Genomic DNA, 16,017 nt, shown 5'->3' on the forward strand with positions numbered 1-16,017 from the left:
ACCATTAAAAACTTCAAACAAATGAAAAAATTTAAAATTTTAATTGGCCTTGGAATAACTGCAGTAGCAGGTTTCTTTATGGTCGCTGCCGATCATATTGATGCGCCTGCCGTACAAGGTGGTAGTAGTGATATTACAGATTTTTATGCCTTCCAGGGAGAAAATACCAGCAATTTGGTATTTGTAGCCAATGTTCAGGGACTTTTAAGTCCGGCCAAAACAGGCGATGCTGCTTTTGATGAAAACGTCATGGTAGAATTCAACATTGATAATACTGGTGATAATATTGAAGATCTGGTAATCCAGGCCATTCCAAGAGATGGAAAAATGTATTTCTTCGGACCTGTTGCTCCTTCACAAACGGGATTAAATAGTGTTATTGAAAATACGGCTACCAATGCCGGAGTCGTAGCTATTACACCTTACGGTTCTGAAGCCATAGTAAGCAGTTATGGTGGAATGCAATTTTTTGCCGGACCAAGGGATGATCCCTTCTTTATGGATTTTGCCCGCTATTCTGAAATCATTGGTGGTATGGCTTCAAGCTTTAACAATCCCGGATCGGATACGTTCGCAGGAACCAACGTGATGTCTATAGTGGTAGAAGTACCAAAAGCCATGATTGGAGGTTCTGGAACCATCAATACCTGGGTAGAATCTAAAAGAAAATAAGAATCAACACACATTTAATTAATAAAAAACGACTTATGAAATCTATTCAAAATATAAAAATACTTACCCTGACTGCGGCCATAGCACTTTCAGCCTTGAGCTGTACGAATCTGGGTGATGACATGACAAATAATCCAACGCCTATTGATTTTTCCGGAACCTATTCTCAGGAGGATCAAATGGGAAGACCGGCAGTAAATACAGTATTTACATCTGGTGAAAACAAAGATCTTTTTAACGTAACAATTCCTTCAGAACAAAATGCTGCATTTCAAAGCATGTTCCAAACAAATTTGGAAGCCTTGAGTCCGGCTTATTCACAACCCGGAGATCAAAATGCATTAGGTCTTGACGCTGCTGCATTTACAGGCGTACTTGCAACAGATGTGTTAAATGTTTCTCTTGACGGAACGACAACATTTTACGATGGCACGAATGTATTAACCGGTCGGGCATTGAACGATGACGTTATTACTGTTGAACTTTTACTGATTTTTGGAGGTGAAGACTTTACCGAAAATCCAGGCTTATCCGATGATCATGTAGATATGAATGATAAAGCCTTTTTGACCTCATTTCCTTACTTAGCCTCACCATGGTAATTCTCCCTTATACCAGGGCATAATTTGTGCCCTGGTATTTTTTAATCTTAACCTACAACCTAACAAAAAACCATTATTATGAAAGCTTTAAATAAAAAAGAATTAGTACCAATTTGTATTACCCTTTATAGCCTCGTTCTACTGCTTTTATCAAGCTGCAATAGTAACAATGAAAAAAAACAGATTACACATAAAGCTGATTATGAGGCATATTTAACACTACCAAAGGATGAGGTGTTGCAACGAACGAAGGAAGATTATTCCTTTTGGGAAAAAAAGCTAGAAAAAGAACCAGAACAATTTCCTTATTTAGTTAAAGTTGCAGCATCTCAATCCAAATTATTCAGCAAAACAGGAACGATTGATTATCTCATTAAAGCAGAGAAAAATTTGCTTAAAGCCAACGAAGCTACCGGATATAAAAACCCGGGCTATTTAAAATCTTTGGCGCACAATTATGTTTCTCAACACCGGTTCAAAGAAGCTTTATCTCTTTTGAAAAAGGCCGAAATGATTGGGTCCGGAATGGAATCTACCCAAAAAATGTTGTTCGATGTTTATATGGAATTGGGAAACTATACCCAAGCCAAGCGTTATCTTGATAAGGTTACCGATCCAAACGATTTTGATTATTTGATCCGTCTGGCCAAATGGTCCGACCATCGTGGTGATCTGGATGCTGCCATCAAGTATATGGAAAAGGCTCAAGCTATTGGAGTTGCTTCTAATATCCCTTCTATAGAACAATGGATCTATACAAATTTAGCAGATTTCTATGGGCATGCAGGTAAAATCCAACAGTCGTACGAACATTATTTAAAGGCTTTGGAAATTGATCCTAATGACGCCTATGCAAAAAAAGGCATCGCATGGATCGTTTATTCTTATGAAAAAGACCCAGATGAAGCGTTAAGAATTTTAGACCATATCACTGAAAAAAATCAAACACCAAGTTATTATTTGTTGAAAGCTGAAATAGCCGATTACAAATCAGATTCTAAGTTAAAGGAATATTACACTAAAAAGTATAAAAAAGCGGTTCAGGACACGAATTACGGAAATATGTACAACAAATATAATGTGTTGTTATATGCCGATAATAAAATGGAATCTGAAAAGGCCTTAGAAATTGCTCATATTGAAATTAATAATCGTCCAACACCGGAGTCATACGATCTATTGGCCTGGAGTCAGTTTAATCGTGGTGATATTAAAGAAGCCTTGGATATTATGGAAAAATATGTTGCAGGACAAACATTTGAACCTCATGTATTGTTTCATTTGGCCGAGGTTTATAAAGCTAATGGTAGATTAGAGAAGGCTAAGGCCCTCAAGAAAGAATTAGAATCCAGCGCATTTGAACTAGGGCCTCTTGTAGCCAAAGAAATCCAAAACATGTAATATTTCTTTCACCCAAATCGCTTTTCGATGAAATCAATTATAAAGCAATTCCTGGTTTTTCTCTTGTACTTTCTGGGGTTTTTTACCTTCGGTCAAGAGTTAAAAGGTGTGGTTTTCAATGAGCAAAATAAACCTTTGGAATATGCTTACATTTATAATATTAACTCAAAAACTCACACGCACTCCTTAGAAAACGGTCAGTTTAGTTTAAGGGAAACAGAGTTAAAAGATTCTATAAAAGTTGGATTATTGGGCTATGAATCCAAGATCATTCGTCTGGAAACGAGTCAGGATCCCATAACTATAGTTTTAAGGGAGAAGGCTTTTCAACTGGATGAACTGGTTATTGCTCAGGAGGTCAATACCCTCAATACAATTACAAAATTAGAATTGAACATAAACCCTGTGAATTCATCTCAAGATATTTTAAGGAAAGTGCCGGGATTAATCATTGGTCAGCATGCCGGTGGTGGAAAGGCAGAACAACTTTTTTTACGAGGTTTCGATCTGGATCATGGAACAGACATATCTATTAAAGTTGATGGTATGCCGGTAAATATGGTATCGCATGCTCATGGTCAGGGTTATAGTGACTTGCATTTTTTAATTCCTGAAACCATAAATAAAATAGATTTTGGTAAAGGACCATATGATGCTGAGGAAGGCGATTTTAATACCGCCGGATATGTAAATTTCGCAACGAAGAATAGTATAGATGAAAATATTATTTCTTTTGGATTGGGGCAGTTCAATAGTTTACGAACGCTGGGCATGTTTCAATTGTTGGATGATGAAGCGCGTGATAATGCCTATGCTGCAATAGAATATTTAGAGTCCGATGGTCCATTCGATTCACCTCAAAATTTTAACCGCCTCAATATTTTTGGAAAATATAGTTTCTATGCACCCAACAATGACAAGCTTGCTTTTTCAGTATCCAGGTTTACAAGTCGTTGGGATGCCTCGGGGCAAATACCTCAGCGTGCTGTTGATCAAGGTCAAATTTCCAGATTTGGAGCTATCGATGATACAGAGGGAGGGGAAACAGCTCGAACGAATTTAAATTTAGAATGGGCTAAACAAGTAAAAAATAACACCTCGTTAAAAGCGAATGTGTTCTACATTAATTACGATTTTATACTTTATTCCAATTTCACTTTTTTTCTGGAAGATCCGCTAAATGGCGATCAGATAAGGCAAAAGGAAACGCGTGATATCTATGGCTTTAATGCAACATTTAAAACCAATACTTATTTGAAGGATAGCCCATTAACACTTAAATATGGATTGGGTTTAAGGTATGATAAAACGAACAATTCTGAACTATCAAAAACAATCAATAGAACAACATTAAATCAGCGCATAAAACTTGGAGATATTGGTCAGTCCAATAGTTTTAGTTTTATTAAAGCTAACTTAAGTTTGGGAAATTTTAAGGTGACCTCTGGAATTCGGTTAGATTATTTTAATTTCCTTTACAATGATAAACTGTCAAATTCGGGTGAGACCTTATCAAAAACAGCTTTTGTGATTAACCCAAAATTGAATTTCTACTATAACCCGAAAAATAATTTACAATGGTATTTAAAATCGGGTATTGGGTTTCATTCAAACGATACGCGTGTTGTGGTTACCAATCTTCAAGAAAACAGTTTACCTCGGGCTTATGGGGTAGATTTTGGGAATATTTGGAAACCGTCTTCTAAAATAATTATCAACGCTGCCTTATGGTATTTGTTTTCAGAACAGGAGTTTGTTTATGTAGGTGATGCAGGTATTGTAGAGCCTAGTGGAAGCTCAGAACGTTTCGGCCTTGATCTGGGGCTGCGTTATCAGATTTCCGATTGGTTGTATTTCAATTCAGATCTAACTGTAACCAGAGCTAGAAATTTGGATGCTCCTGAGAATGAGAATTATATACCACTGGCTCCCCATGCAACTTTTACAGGAGGCATTTCAGTTAAAAATTTACACGGTTTTTCCGGGAGTTTAAACTATCGTTATATTGATGACAGACCTGCAAATGAGACCTATTCCATCGTAGCAAAGGGTTATTTTATTTCCGATTTAAATCTAAATTATGCAGTAAACAATATGACATTTGGAGTTGTTATAGAAAATATTTTTAATACCGCATGGAATGAAACGCAATTCGCAACCTTATCCAAGCTGGAAAATGAGGATAACCCAATCGAAGAAATACATTTTACACCGGGAACACCATTCGCGTTAAGAGCTCGTGTTTCCTTAAAATTTTGAATTAGTTAGTTTTTTAGTTTAACCTGAATACTATTTTTTGGTTAGGTTTGTTAGACGGAAAGTTGCCCAATGCACTACGATTGGGCACTTTCCATTTTTAATGATTATTTCACCTCAAATTCCTTGAGCATATTTTTACCCATAGGATCTGGAACTTCTGCAATTAATACATATTTACCGGGGGTAAGATTGACCTTAAAGTAAGCCTTACTTCCAGCCGGCATATTATTTACCCCGCCCATAAAAGTAACGTCTTTTGGAGCCGGCTCAATTAAACCTTTAGGATCTACCCAATTCATCCAATTATTCAAAGCTCCAATATCAGTACTATCATTTACCTTGGCTAGATTTACATCATGACCGGCAAAATTTTCATGAACCATTTGGGTTTTAAAAAACACGGAAAAAACATGTTCCCCGGGCTTAACAGTATCTAAAATATTTATACCATCTTCACTAGAGATGGTAATGTTGTAATCTGCTTCCGGTGGTTTCATTTCTGAGTTTTCTTCTGACACTGTAAACGGTATAAACATACCCATGGAACTGTGGAAAACACCATTACTCATTTTTACATAGCATTCTGCGATGTAGTCTCCGGGTTCCAGATAGGTGGTAGTTTCAGCGGTACGACCAGGTGATAGTAAACCTACACCACCTAAAATAACAACATCACTGAACCATTTTGGAAGTTTTCCGAATTCGGCCATAGCTTCATCATTTTTACCTTTGTTTAAAAAGTCCATACCACTATCAAAAAATGGAATCACTTTTTGTTTAATAGTATCCATAGTTTTGCCTTCGGGATATTTTTCTATTGAGAAAAAATGGGTTTGCGGCGATTCATTCATATACTTGAAAGTATTCCATCCCGAGGGAATGGTATCAGGCATATCAAAGTTCATATTCGTTGTTGTTACCTTAATTACTGCTTCAGGCTTTACGGTTTCCATACTTGATTGGTCGTCTTTCTTTTTATCCGATTTACAGGATTGTAAATTCAGGAAGACTGTTAGGGTCAGAAAAAATAAAACAAAAGGGAATGATCCTGTTTTAGAATGATCAAAGCGTCTCATAAAATTAATATTTGGTTGTTGATTTAGTTAAATAACTATGTTTACTCATCTGATTCAGATAAGCAGCTATTTTTTAGGGAGAGTATAGCTTTTTGCTGACTTAAATGTACTATTTTTCATTTAATTATCATAATGACAGGGGGTTAATCCCTTTTTTCTTCCAACAAGAAAAAAAATAATTCAAAAAAAAATAGCCTTTGGGTAACCAAAGGCTATTTAAATGTTACTGGTTTTCAAGCCTAGATGGTAAGGCTCATATAACCTTTCTTCTGAAGTTGAAAACTGTAGAAAATACCATTATCAACGACATTTAAACCGGAAGGAAGACTATTTGGGTCTACTCCGAATTTTTTAAGTGATAGACCGCAAACATTAATTTTTACATGAAGATCCTGAGCTTCAGAAATTAATTTTGAAAGTTCAGGACTATCCTTAATATCTTGAACGGTTTTACCGCAAATAACAACCTCCATTTTCCCGTATTTCATACCATCGGCTTCAGCCAGGGCATCGGCCGTGATTAAAATCGGGTTTAGTTGTTGCATGTTTTTAGACAGCACCACATAATTCATTTTTTGTTGTGTTTTGTTTTGGGCCTGTAAAGGCATTTGCCCTAGAAGTACAAGACCTAAAGTGGCAAGAATTTTAAACGTTGTTTTCATTATTTTTTAAATTTTAAATTAGGATTAAGACTAAAGAACAGTAAACCGCCAAGGATGGCCACATTTTTAAAAAGTGGTCCAACGGTGGTCATCTGACCTACCTGAACGGTTAGCGTTATAGGTATCAATACGGCTATCAATACAATTGCAGCCCATGAGGTCTTATAACCAAAAAGCAAGAACAAACCGGCAATGAGCATGATCACTCCGGATAGGATCACCAATATTTGAGGTGGTCCGAAGAAACTTCCAATAAATCCAAAATGTGCCTGTTCTAAACGGCTTACGGTTTTTTCAGTTTTTAATAAATGACTTAAGCTTGCCACAATAAAAATGAGGCTAAGCATGATTCGAAGTATGACCAATGAACGGTAGTTTACTTCTAATTTTTTATTGATTTGATTCATTATGTTTATCTGTTAAGTACAACAAATTAGCCCTGTTCTCACAGGGGTGTTTAAATTTATTTTTAAAAATGGCTGTACTTAGAGATGAACTTTTAAATGCCGGTAAAGTATATAAAGTGGAATCCTTCCGAATGATCGTACCGACAAATCGTAAAAAGGTGTTTTGATATTTGAATAGTTGTGAATCTGGTTGCCTTGTTCTGAAGGATCATTAAAACAAAATGATTTTGAAAGCTCCGGATTTTTAATTTCACTCTGAACAACATTAAATAACTGACATTGCGTGTTACTCAGCTCAGCTTTGTTCAGGTTAGTCACTTTGGTTTGTGGCACTTCAAAAGCATCCTGAACCAAATGCCTTACCTGGCAGGGAGATAATAAAAACAGCAGGGCCAACCCAAAAATGGAAAAGCCGTTCTTAACCTGATGTTGTTTTGTTTTAAAATTCACAGTACAAAAATACATGGAATTCTTTAGAAGAAGTTTTAAAGAAATCATAATAAAAACGACCCAAGTTATAAAACTTAGGTCGCTTTGAGGTTTTAATATTGAAATTTGATAGGTTTAAAATGCAAACCAGAGTTGTAAATAAATCATATTATTATTGGAAGCGTCTCTACCAAATCCGTCGTAATTTGAACTGGAGCCATTAAATTTATTATAGGCGAAATATTGTAGTGACAATTGTGTGTTTTCCCAGGGAAGAAAATCAATTTGTGTGCGAATTCCACTGCTATTTGGCGAACCGTTAATACTACCGAATACTTCTTCCGGAGCATATAAACCGGTATCTGATGATCCGTTGATATTGAAATAACCGGCGGTAAAATTAAGACCTTGTTGTTTTAAAAACAGGCTTCCATCGATATTGAACTTTTTCAATTTGTTGCCTAAATTTTCACTGTCACCAGCAGCATAAGTAGCGTTTAAAGTCTGCTTTTCATTAATATAATCAGTGTGAAGTGTTAATTGTCCAACAGGAATTATCCGTTCAAACTGCAAGTCAAAACCGGTATCGGTAAAGTTATCCGTATTTCCTGTAACGCCTACCGGATAAAGTTTTGTAGCCATACCGAAAGTACCCACGGAGACATAATTCTTGCCAAATTGCTTTTGCAACGCGGCTCGCCAATAGGGAGCGGTACCATTAACAGCGCCTTCAAAAGAGCTGTCTGGGGGTAGGGCAGCACCCAGTTGAGCCGTTCTGTAACCTGACAATTCCAGGTAAAGCAAATTATCGATCATGACATAAGCTCCTAAACCGGCTACCATACCGCCTAAATCCTCAATGGCCAGTCCCGAACTAGGCGTGGGAGCAATTCCAGAGGACGTGTAAGGAAAGCCCCAGGCAGGAGTCGTGTTCCAGAGGTCCTGAACGGTTGGGTTATTATTCAAGGTGAGCCCATAAGTAATAGGAATATTTCCATTGGTCTGATTGGCATAACGAATATCAGTATTGTCTAAACCCACGGTTCCGGATTCATTATCTAAGGTAATTTGTATAAAGGTTCCCAAATTTGGTGAAATCTGTCCGGCATAAAACAAACTTAATTGCTGTGGGAATTCCAAATTATTGTTTTGAGTGTCCGGTATTTTTGAATTGATACTGGTATACCCCGTTTGGAACATGCCCGACATAGGGGAAATTCCCAGAACGCGTAAAAACTGTTTCACATCCTCTTGTCCTTTTTTGGATAACTTTATGTTATCTGTGATAGTTTTGGTGTTGGTTAGGGTGTAACCGTTTAGTTTGAATTCTCTACCCAGCGCCGTTAACTGCGGAAATACGGTATGGCAGGCCGAACAGGCCAGACCTGTTTGACGTGCATAACTTGGGATGCGTCTTGCATAACTATTCATTGGAATAAAAAAGAGCAAGAGAAGACACCCCAAAAATCCAGTTCTGATTTTTGTTGGCAGTGTTTTCATAATGTAAAGGCTTTAAGAATTGTTTTTTTCTAGTGATCTGATATAAGTAACCAACTCCCAGCGTTGGTCGTCGGAAAGCATATCTTTATAAGAGGCCATTGGGGGATTGCCATGAGTCATTTTCCAGAATAAGGCACCATCGGATTCGTTCTTTACTTTTTGAGATAAAAAATCGGCAGGTTTTGGATTTAAACTTATACCACCACCGCCTGTTCCATCACCTTTACGACCGTGACATATGGCACACATTTGATTAAACATGCGTTGCCCTTTGGCAGCCGCTCCGGCGTCGTTTGCAAAAGGATTTTTTAGGGAATTAGCAGATTCAGGTGCTACCCAGGAAGCGTCCTGAGAAAACACCAATGTGCCTGATAATAAACAGAATACGAAGGATATTATTTGAAAAAGTTTGGTCATTACCCTTAAGTTTTAAAGGTGACCATGAAAGTACTTTAACATGGCGAATAGTTGTGCTACTTAGGTAGTATTCGCAAAGCGTAAAAAGTCGTAATTTTAATGAGAATACATTTAATTGTTAACGTAAGCCCCGTCGGCAATTGTTTTGTTAACGTTTTCGTATGTCAGCCATTCCTTATCACGGTGTTTGTAAATAAGCCCTCTGTTTAATTGATCAAGATTATCGCATCCCGATGCAGCTACTAATTCCATGAAATCATTTATGACACTCTCATGATAATTCTTTACACGAACCCATTTGTCTGAAACTGCTAAACCTTTAACCAGGCGTTTGTTATTTGTAGCTACTCCCGAAGGACATTCGTTGGTATTACATTTTAAGGCTTGAATACAGCCTAAGGCAAGCATCATACCTCGAGCCGAATTACAGACATCGGCACCTAAACATAAGGCTTTAAATATATCGAATGCAGTAAATATTTTTGTTGCTGTGATCACTTTAATATCGTCTTTTAATCCATAACCTTTTAAAGTGTCTACAACGAAGATCAGACCAGATTCCCAGGGCATTCCTACGAAATTTGAAAAATCAATAGGCGCGGCACCGGTTCCGCCTTCGGCACCATCAACCGTAATAAAATCCGGGCGTTTTCCTGTTTTTACCATAGCCTTGCAGATATTAATGAATTCCTCTCTACTACCAATACACAATTTAAAACCAACGGGTTTCCCACCTGATAATTCTCTTAATTCCTCGATCCAATCCAGAAGAGTTTCTGGACTATCGAATGTTTTATGACCGGGAGGAGAGATCACGTCTGTATGAGGTTCAACGCCGCGAATTTCTGCGATCTCTTCATCATTTTTAGCGGCTGGTAAAACACCTCCATGACCTGGTTTTGCGCCTTGAGAAATTTTAATCTCTATCATTTTTACTTCTTCCCAGGTAGCTTTTTCCTTAAACTTGTCGGGATCAAAACCGCCATCTTTGGTACGGCATCCAAAATATCCTGTACCAATTTCCCAAACGAGATCTCCACCATTTCTATGGTATTTTGAAATGCCACCTTCACCGGTATCATGGAAAAAATTTCCGGCTTTTGCACCTAAATTTAAAGCGGTAATGGCGTTGCTACTCAAAGCTCCGAAACTCATGGCTGATATATTGAAGATGCTCGCACTGTAGGGTTTTTTACAGAACTCACCCCCTATGGTAATTCGAGGTGGCTCTTCCATTTTTTTAGCGGGATAAATACTGTGTTGCATCCACTGGTATTCTGCGTCGTTTACGTCTAATTCTGTTCCGAACGGATGGGTGCCGTGTTGTTTTTTTGCCCTGGAATAAATGTAAGAACGCTGATTTCTGTTGATAGGTTTTCCATCCGTATCCGATTCAATGAAATATTGATGAATTTCAGGAGCGATCATCTCCAAAAGATAGCGCATATGGCCCACCACAGGAAAATTTCTTAGTATGGTGTGTTTTTTTTGAACAAGATCGTAAAGACCAATAAAAAATATCAGGGCGGCGAGTACAATCAGACCATGAATTGGCCAAAAATAAACTGCTGTGATCACTAAAATTATGGCCAAAACAATGGCGGAGAAACTTAAAGCTTTTTTCATTTATAATGGATTCAAAAGTTGATTAAATGTCATGGATAATTACCGGCTATTTAAATCAATTCTTTAAGGTATTTCATATCTGATTTTGTGGTGTTTATCACCTCGGCGAACTGACCATTCAGCATCATTTTACCCATAGAATTTGCAAAACCCTTTATTTGATCGAACTTAACATTTGGTGGCATTGCTAAAGCCTCAGGATCTGTATAAATGTTGATCAAGGCCGGGCCTTTATGACTTAAAGCCTCTTTTAAAACGCCTTCCACTTCTGAAGACTCATCGGCTTCCCAGGCTTGAATTCCCATGGCTTCGGCAACTTTAACAAAATCAGGGTTTTTCATATCGGTTTGCCAATCCACATAACCTTCAACCCGCATTTCCAGTTTTACCATACCAAGTGAGCGGTTGTTGAAAATAATAATCTTTACAGGAACCTCGTATTGACTTATGGTCATCAAATCACCTAAAAGCATGCTAATACCACCATCACCGGAAAATGCAATAACCTGACGATCCCGATCCGCAAGACCGGCTCCCATGGCCATAGGCATGGCATTGGCCATAGATCCGTGATTGAAGGATCCGGTTAAATATCTATTTTTCTTTGCTTTTAAATAACGCGCTGCCCAAACGGCACTCATGCCGGTATCCACGGTAAATACAGCATCATCATCGGCATATTTATCAACCAAATGAGCGACATATTCCGGATGAATATTTTTTTCTTCACTTTTCGATTTAATATAACTGGCATATTTTTTTTCAACCTCCTCATGTTTTGAACGCATGCTATTTAAAAATGAACTATCGTCTTTAGCTTTAAGTGAAGGCAGAAGTTCTTTAAGGGTCGATTTTATATCGCCACAAAAACCGTGATCAACTTTTGCTCTTCTGCCAATACGCTCAGGTTTCATATCGATCTGGACAATCTTACAATGCTTTGGTAAAAATTCACTGTATGGAAAATCTGTTCCTAGCATTAAAAGCACATCCGCTTCATGCATGGCTTCAAATCCAGATTTATTGCCTAATAAGCCATTCAGGCCTACAGCATAAGGGTTATCTTCAAATTCAAAAAATATCTTCGCTCTGAACGTGTAGCCTAAAGGAGATTGGAGTGTTTTTGCCAGTTCCATAACCTCGTCTTTGGCTTCCCGGCAGCCATGTCCTGCAAAAAGCATGATCTTTTTATTGGTATTTAATATTTCTGCCAGGGTTTCCATATGCTCCTGGCTAGGGATCACGCGTGGTTTTACGGTAAAGTTTTTAAAAGCGGTTTCGGTGTCATCCATATCGGCTTTGGCTACATCGCCAGGTAACCCGAGTACAGCGACCCCTTTTTGACTTATCGCATGTTGAATAGCTGTTTGTAAGCCATTCATAGCCTGTTTCGGAGTATTCGCCATAAATACATATTTTGAACAATCCTTGAATAAAAGTTCCGGCTTGGTTTCCTGAAAATTATCCAGACCTAGTTTATCCGTGTGAATAGTGGATGCAATAGCGATAACAGGATTCCCGGAGCGGTTGGCATCATAAAGTCCGTTTACCAGGTGTACATGCCCGGGACCGCTGCTTCCCATGCAGCACCCGATGCCGTTTAATTCGGCTTCCATGGATGCCGCATAGGCGCCGGCTTCCTCGTGACGCACATGGATCCATTCTAGACGACCATCGCGTCTTACGGCATCGTTAACAGGATTTAAACTATCTCCGGTTACGCCATATACGCGCTTTACTCCGGCATTCACTAGCATCTCCACCAGGTGATCTGAAATATTCTTTGACATAAATGTTTTTTTTGAATTAAGTATTATTAGAATTTTTGAAATAAAATTCCTGTAGAAAGAACCAAAACAATTGGCATTCTCTTAAAGTTAGTAAAAACTAAGGAAACTAAATAATTAGGGGAAAGTCAATTGTGTCTGGAGGCTCAGATTTAACCTAACTTTAGAAGTTAAAGCGGAAATATTAAGATAATATTAATAAAAGGCTCCGGTATTTTGAATTTAGAAAATTATTTTCTTCGAGCTACAAAACGAACTACAGAACCGGTTCCTATGTGATATAGACCTTCATTGAATTCTGCCTCAGTTTCTTCGAGTTCCAGAATGTCGAAGTCGGCAAAAGCCTCTGTAAGTTCCTCTTTAGACATTAAGGTTTGCAAGTCGCGAGGACCGCCAACTTTTGGATTTTTTTGTCGGTATTGAAGATGATCTTTATTAAAAGCTTCCACGATAACGATCCCACCAGTTTTTAGTTTTCTGCTTAAGATGTTATGAAATTCAGGACGAATATCACTTGGAAAATGCGCAAAAATAAGTCCGAGTGCATCAAAGGAATTATCAGGTATATCTAATTCGGGTAAAAAACCAACTTTATAATCAAGGGAAACGCCTTTATCGGCGGCTAATTTTAAAGCTTTTTTCCTGGCTTCAACACTTATATCAAAAGCGGTAACTTCCCAACCTTGGTTTGCTGCATAAACCGCATTTCGACCTTCACCTTCAGCACCCATCAAAAGTTTAGCCGGAGCTAATTTGTCCAGCTGTTCTTTAAAAAATACATTAGGCTCAATGCCGTAAGCATAATCAGGTTCGGCATAACGCTCATTCCACATATTTAACCAGGAATCGCTCATAACATTTTTTAATTTTTTAAATATTTACTCATTCAAATTTACACGATGTTGACTTTAATGCATATTTATGCGTGTTAAATGTTTTATAAAAAGAAATGATCAATTCTGATCTTGTATGGCTTTATTTTTTTTAACCTGGATGCCATACCATTGATAATTCAACAGTATTATTATTGAAAGGACAAAAAGTAGCAAGGTGAAAAGAAATGTACCAAGTGAAAGTTCGATATTCACTAATGAGAAAATCATCAAAATAAAGGCTGAGGAAAAAATAATCCATTGAATACGTTTTCGCAAGATGTAATATTGTTCAGCATATTTCAACACAAAGGTCATAAGAAACATTCCGAATAAGAAAAGACTCATCGAAAAACCGGATAATTGTTTCAAATTAATGATGTCAAAAATATAAAGGCCAGAATCTGTAAACAACTTACTAAAAGCCATGGCCAAAAGATCTAAACCCAATAGCGTGGGTATATAAAGTATTTGAAGGATGCTGGAATTAAGCATACCTTTTTTACACCGCCTATCTGAGATCAGGGTGAAGAAAAGCCACCACAAAGCAAATACCAAAATGACAGCAAGGCTAAAGTTGATCCAAATTTTTAAATTAAGTTGGTGTAAAGCGGTTACACCGGATATAACGCCGGCAATAACCTCTCCGAAAATGATAATAGTAAACAAACCTAAACGTTCCGTCATGCTCTCAGAAAGTACAAAACGATTCGTACGAACCTTTGATAACGCATAGAGTACAAAAGGAGGTAAGTAATTTAAAAATAAGGAACTGAAAAGAATAACCTGGATAATAAAAGGATCTTTCAAAAAGAGTGTTGTAACCATCAATGCAAGAGCCGCTAAATAAATGATGCTGTAAGGACGATTTAGTTTTCGATGTTCTTTATCATAAAGTCCAACGCTCCACCATAGGTAAATTATAAAAATCTGTAACAGAATTAAGGCCGTGGTTACGTTAAAAACAAAGGATTCGGCAGGACTATCTAAAGTAATCACCAGTGCCGAAACGATGAGCATTTGCCAGAGTGTCATAAATCGGGTGCGCCAACCTTCAGCTCCGTGAAGATCATGATACATACTACCATTTAGCCAACCCCAAAAGATCAGTATGAAAAAGAAAATAAACTCAAGAATATTTTCAGAATGCATACCTTCAGACAAATGATGCGTAATCTTTGCGATAGCAATCACATAAACCAGATCAAAAAATAATTCTAACCAACTTACCTTTCTGGTTTCAGGGTTTACAGTAAACTTTTTTGGTGGTCCCCACCATTCACGCGTTCTTTTTGGAGCTTTCATATTTTAGGAATGATTTGGTATAAACAAGAATTAATAGTCAGAAAATTTAAATTAAGCTTTCAACAAGGTAATAAAAAACATGAATTTATTTTTTAAGCTGTTTTTCAAAATAAAAAACCTCTCAAAAAATAATACTTTTCGGCTCATGCTTTCGAAAGTCCTTATTTTACAAGTGTTAAAGTTTTTTTAAACCTCTTGAATTTCCGGAATATTTATGGTAGTTTATATTAAGTCTTTGAAGAAAGACCAGTACTACTGCAGATTAAGAATCTGTTTTAGTGCTTCAAACGAATTAATAATTTAAAAATTTAAGATATTATGAGTAAAGAAAGTAGTGTAGTTTTAGGAATGTTAGCAGGAACAGCAATTGGCGCCACCTTAGGTGTTTTGTTTGCCCCTGATAAAGGTTCTAAAACGCGAGAAAGAATTTTGGATGAAGCTCTTAATGCCAAAGATAAAGCTTTAGAAGAAGCAGAGTATTTGAAAGATAAGGTCCTACATACTATTCCTAAGAAAGAAGAAACTCTGGAAGAAGAGATAGACCGTGTGGTTTCCGATATGAGTATGAAAGGCGATGAGGCTATTAGTGCTTTGGAAAAAAAGTTGAAAGATTTAAAAGCTAAAAACAAGAAATTTCAAAAAGCCTAATAATGGAATTTTTTGAAAATTTAAATGAGGCTTCCGATAAATTAGGTGATGCCGGGAAAACCTATGTTGAAAAATCACAAGAGTATTATAAGCTTAAGGTTTTTCAGCAAGTTAGCGACTCCATTAGTATGATCACAAAAATTGTGATCATTGGGGGTTTGCTATTCACGGCACTTATTTTTCTGGCCTTTGCCCTCGCTATTTATCTTGGTGATTTATTGGGGAGCCAGTCATTAGGTTATGTCATTACAGCGGGGCTGATCATTGTAATAGCCATAATCTTTTATATCAGTCGTCGTAAGATCGATAATATCGTAATCCGACGAATGTCTACTAATTTTTTTGATGTTTAAA

Annotated in this window: 16 protein-coding genes; 6 read left to right on the forward strand and 10 right to left on the reverse strand. The window is 37.3% G+C overall.

The window, feature by feature from the left end; all coding sequences use genetic code 11:
* The first annotated feature begins 21 nt into the window (after positions 1-21).
* From ABD682_RS07345 to ABD682_RS07360, 4 genes are all read left to right on the forward strand, one after another.
* Complete coding sequence (locus ABD682_RS07345) at positions 22-672, forward strand: DUF4331 family protein (protein ID WP_344740463.1); 651 nt, start codon at positions 22-24, stop codon at positions 670-672.
* A gap of 122 nt (positions 673-794) precedes the next feature.
* Positions 795-1,274, forward strand: coding sequence for a DUF4331 family protein (locus ABD682_RS07350; protein ID WP_395360588.1), 480 nt, complete (start codon positions 795-797; stop codon positions 1,272-1,274).
* Positions 1,275-1,352: 78 nt separating this feature from the next.
* Entirely contained in the window at positions 1,353-2,675 is a 1,323-nt protein-coding gene (locus tag ABD682_RS07355) for a tetratricopeptide repeat protein (RefSeq protein WP_344740465.1), read from the forward strand.
* Positions 2,676-2,702: 27 nt separating this feature from the next.
* Entirely contained in the window at positions 2,703-4,934 is a 2,232-nt protein-coding gene (locus tag ABD682_RS07360) for a TonB-dependent receptor (RefSeq protein WP_344740466.1), read from the forward strand.
* A gap of 104 nt (positions 4,935-5,038) precedes the next feature.
* Here the strand turns inward: ABD682_RS07360 and ABD682_RS07365 are convergent, their stop codons facing one another.
* The 10 genes from ABD682_RS07365 to ABD682_RS07410 all read right to left on the reverse strand — a co-directional run bounded on the left by ABD682_RS07365 (position 5,039) and on the right by ABD682_RS07410 (position 15,015).
* A complete protein-coding gene (locus ABD682_RS07365; protein WP_344740467.1) occupies positions 5,039-6,010 on the reverse strand; it encodes a hypothetical protein in 972 nt (323 codons plus the stop codon).
* Positions 6,011-6,249: 239 nt separating this feature from the next.
* A complete protein-coding gene (locus ABD682_RS07370) occupies positions 6,250-6,672 on the reverse strand; it encodes a DsrE family protein (protein WP_344740468.1) in 423 nt (140 codons plus the stop codon).
* Entirely contained in the window at positions 6,672-7,079 is a 408-nt protein-coding gene (locus ABD682_RS07375; RefSeq protein ID WP_344740469.1) for a DoxX family protein, read from the reverse strand. The genes ABD682_RS07370 and ABD682_RS07375 overlap by 1 nt, the downstream gene beginning before the upstream one ends.
* A 78-nt stretch (positions 7,080-7,157) precedes the next feature.
* Positions 7,158-7,544: a hypothetical protein gene (locus tag ABD682_RS07380; RefSeq protein WP_344740470.1), complete on the reverse strand. Its 387-nt coding sequence runs from the start codon at positions 7,542-7,544 to the stop codon at positions 7,158-7,160.
* A gap of 99 nt (positions 7,545-7,643) precedes the next feature.
* Positions 7,644-9,008: a hypothetical protein gene (locus tag ABD682_RS07385; RefSeq protein ID WP_344740471.1), complete on the reverse strand. Its 1,365-nt coding sequence runs from the start codon at positions 9,006-9,008 to the stop codon at positions 7,644-7,646.
* A gap of 12 nt (positions 9,009-9,020) precedes the next feature.
* On the reverse strand, positions 9,021-9,425 hold the full coding sequence (locus ABD682_RS07390) for a c-type cytochrome (protein ID WP_344740472.1): 405 nt from the start codon (positions 9,423-9,425) through the stop codon (positions 9,021-9,023).
* A 111-nt stretch (positions 9,426-9,536) separates the two neighbouring features.
* A complete protein-coding gene (locus ABD682_RS07395) occupies positions 9,537-11,051 on the reverse strand; it encodes an FMN-binding glutamate synthase family protein (RefSeq protein ID WP_344740473.1) in 1,515 nt (504 codons plus the stop codon).
* A 50-nt stretch (positions 11,052-11,101) separates the two neighbouring features.
* Positions 11,102-12,841, reverse strand: a complete 1,740-nt coding sequence (locus ABD682_RS07400; RefSeq protein WP_344740474.1) for a thiamine pyrophosphate-dependent enzyme — start codon at positions 12,839-12,841, stop codon at positions 11,102-11,104.
* Positions 12,842-13,068: 227 nt separating this feature from the next.
* Positions 13,069-13,692: a class I SAM-dependent methyltransferase gene (locus tag ABD682_RS07405; protein ID WP_344740475.1), complete on the reverse strand. Its 624-nt coding sequence runs from the start codon at positions 13,690-13,692 to the stop codon at positions 13,069-13,071.
* Between the two features lie 99 nt (positions 13,693-13,791).
* Positions 13,792-15,015 (reverse strand): low temperature requirement protein A, encoded by a 1,224-nt coding sequence (locus ABD682_RS07410; protein ID WP_344740476.1) that lies wholly within the window; start codon positions 15,013-15,015, stop codon positions 13,792-13,794.
* 318 nt (positions 15,016-15,333) lie between these two features.
* Between ABD682_RS07410 and ABD682_RS07415 the strand changes: the two genes are divergently transcribed.
* The gene (locus ABD682_RS07415) at positions 15,334-15,663 is read left to right on the forward strand and encodes a YtxH domain-containing protein (protein WP_344740477.1); all 330 of its coding nucleotides are present in this window, start codon (positions 15,334-15,336) and stop codon (positions 15,661-15,663) included.
* Positions 15,664-15,665: 2 nt separating this feature from the next.
* Entirely contained in the window at positions 15,666-16,016 is a 351-nt protein-coding gene (locus tag ABD682_RS07420; protein WP_344740478.1) for a hypothetical protein, read from the forward strand.
* Position 16,017 lies beyond the last annotated feature (1 nt).

The organism is Gaetbulibacter aestuarii (genome assembly GCF_039537665.1).
GTDB lineage: Bacteria > Bacteroidota > Bacteroidia > Flavobacteriales > Flavobacteriaceae > Gaetbulibacter_A > Gaetbulibacter_A aestuarii.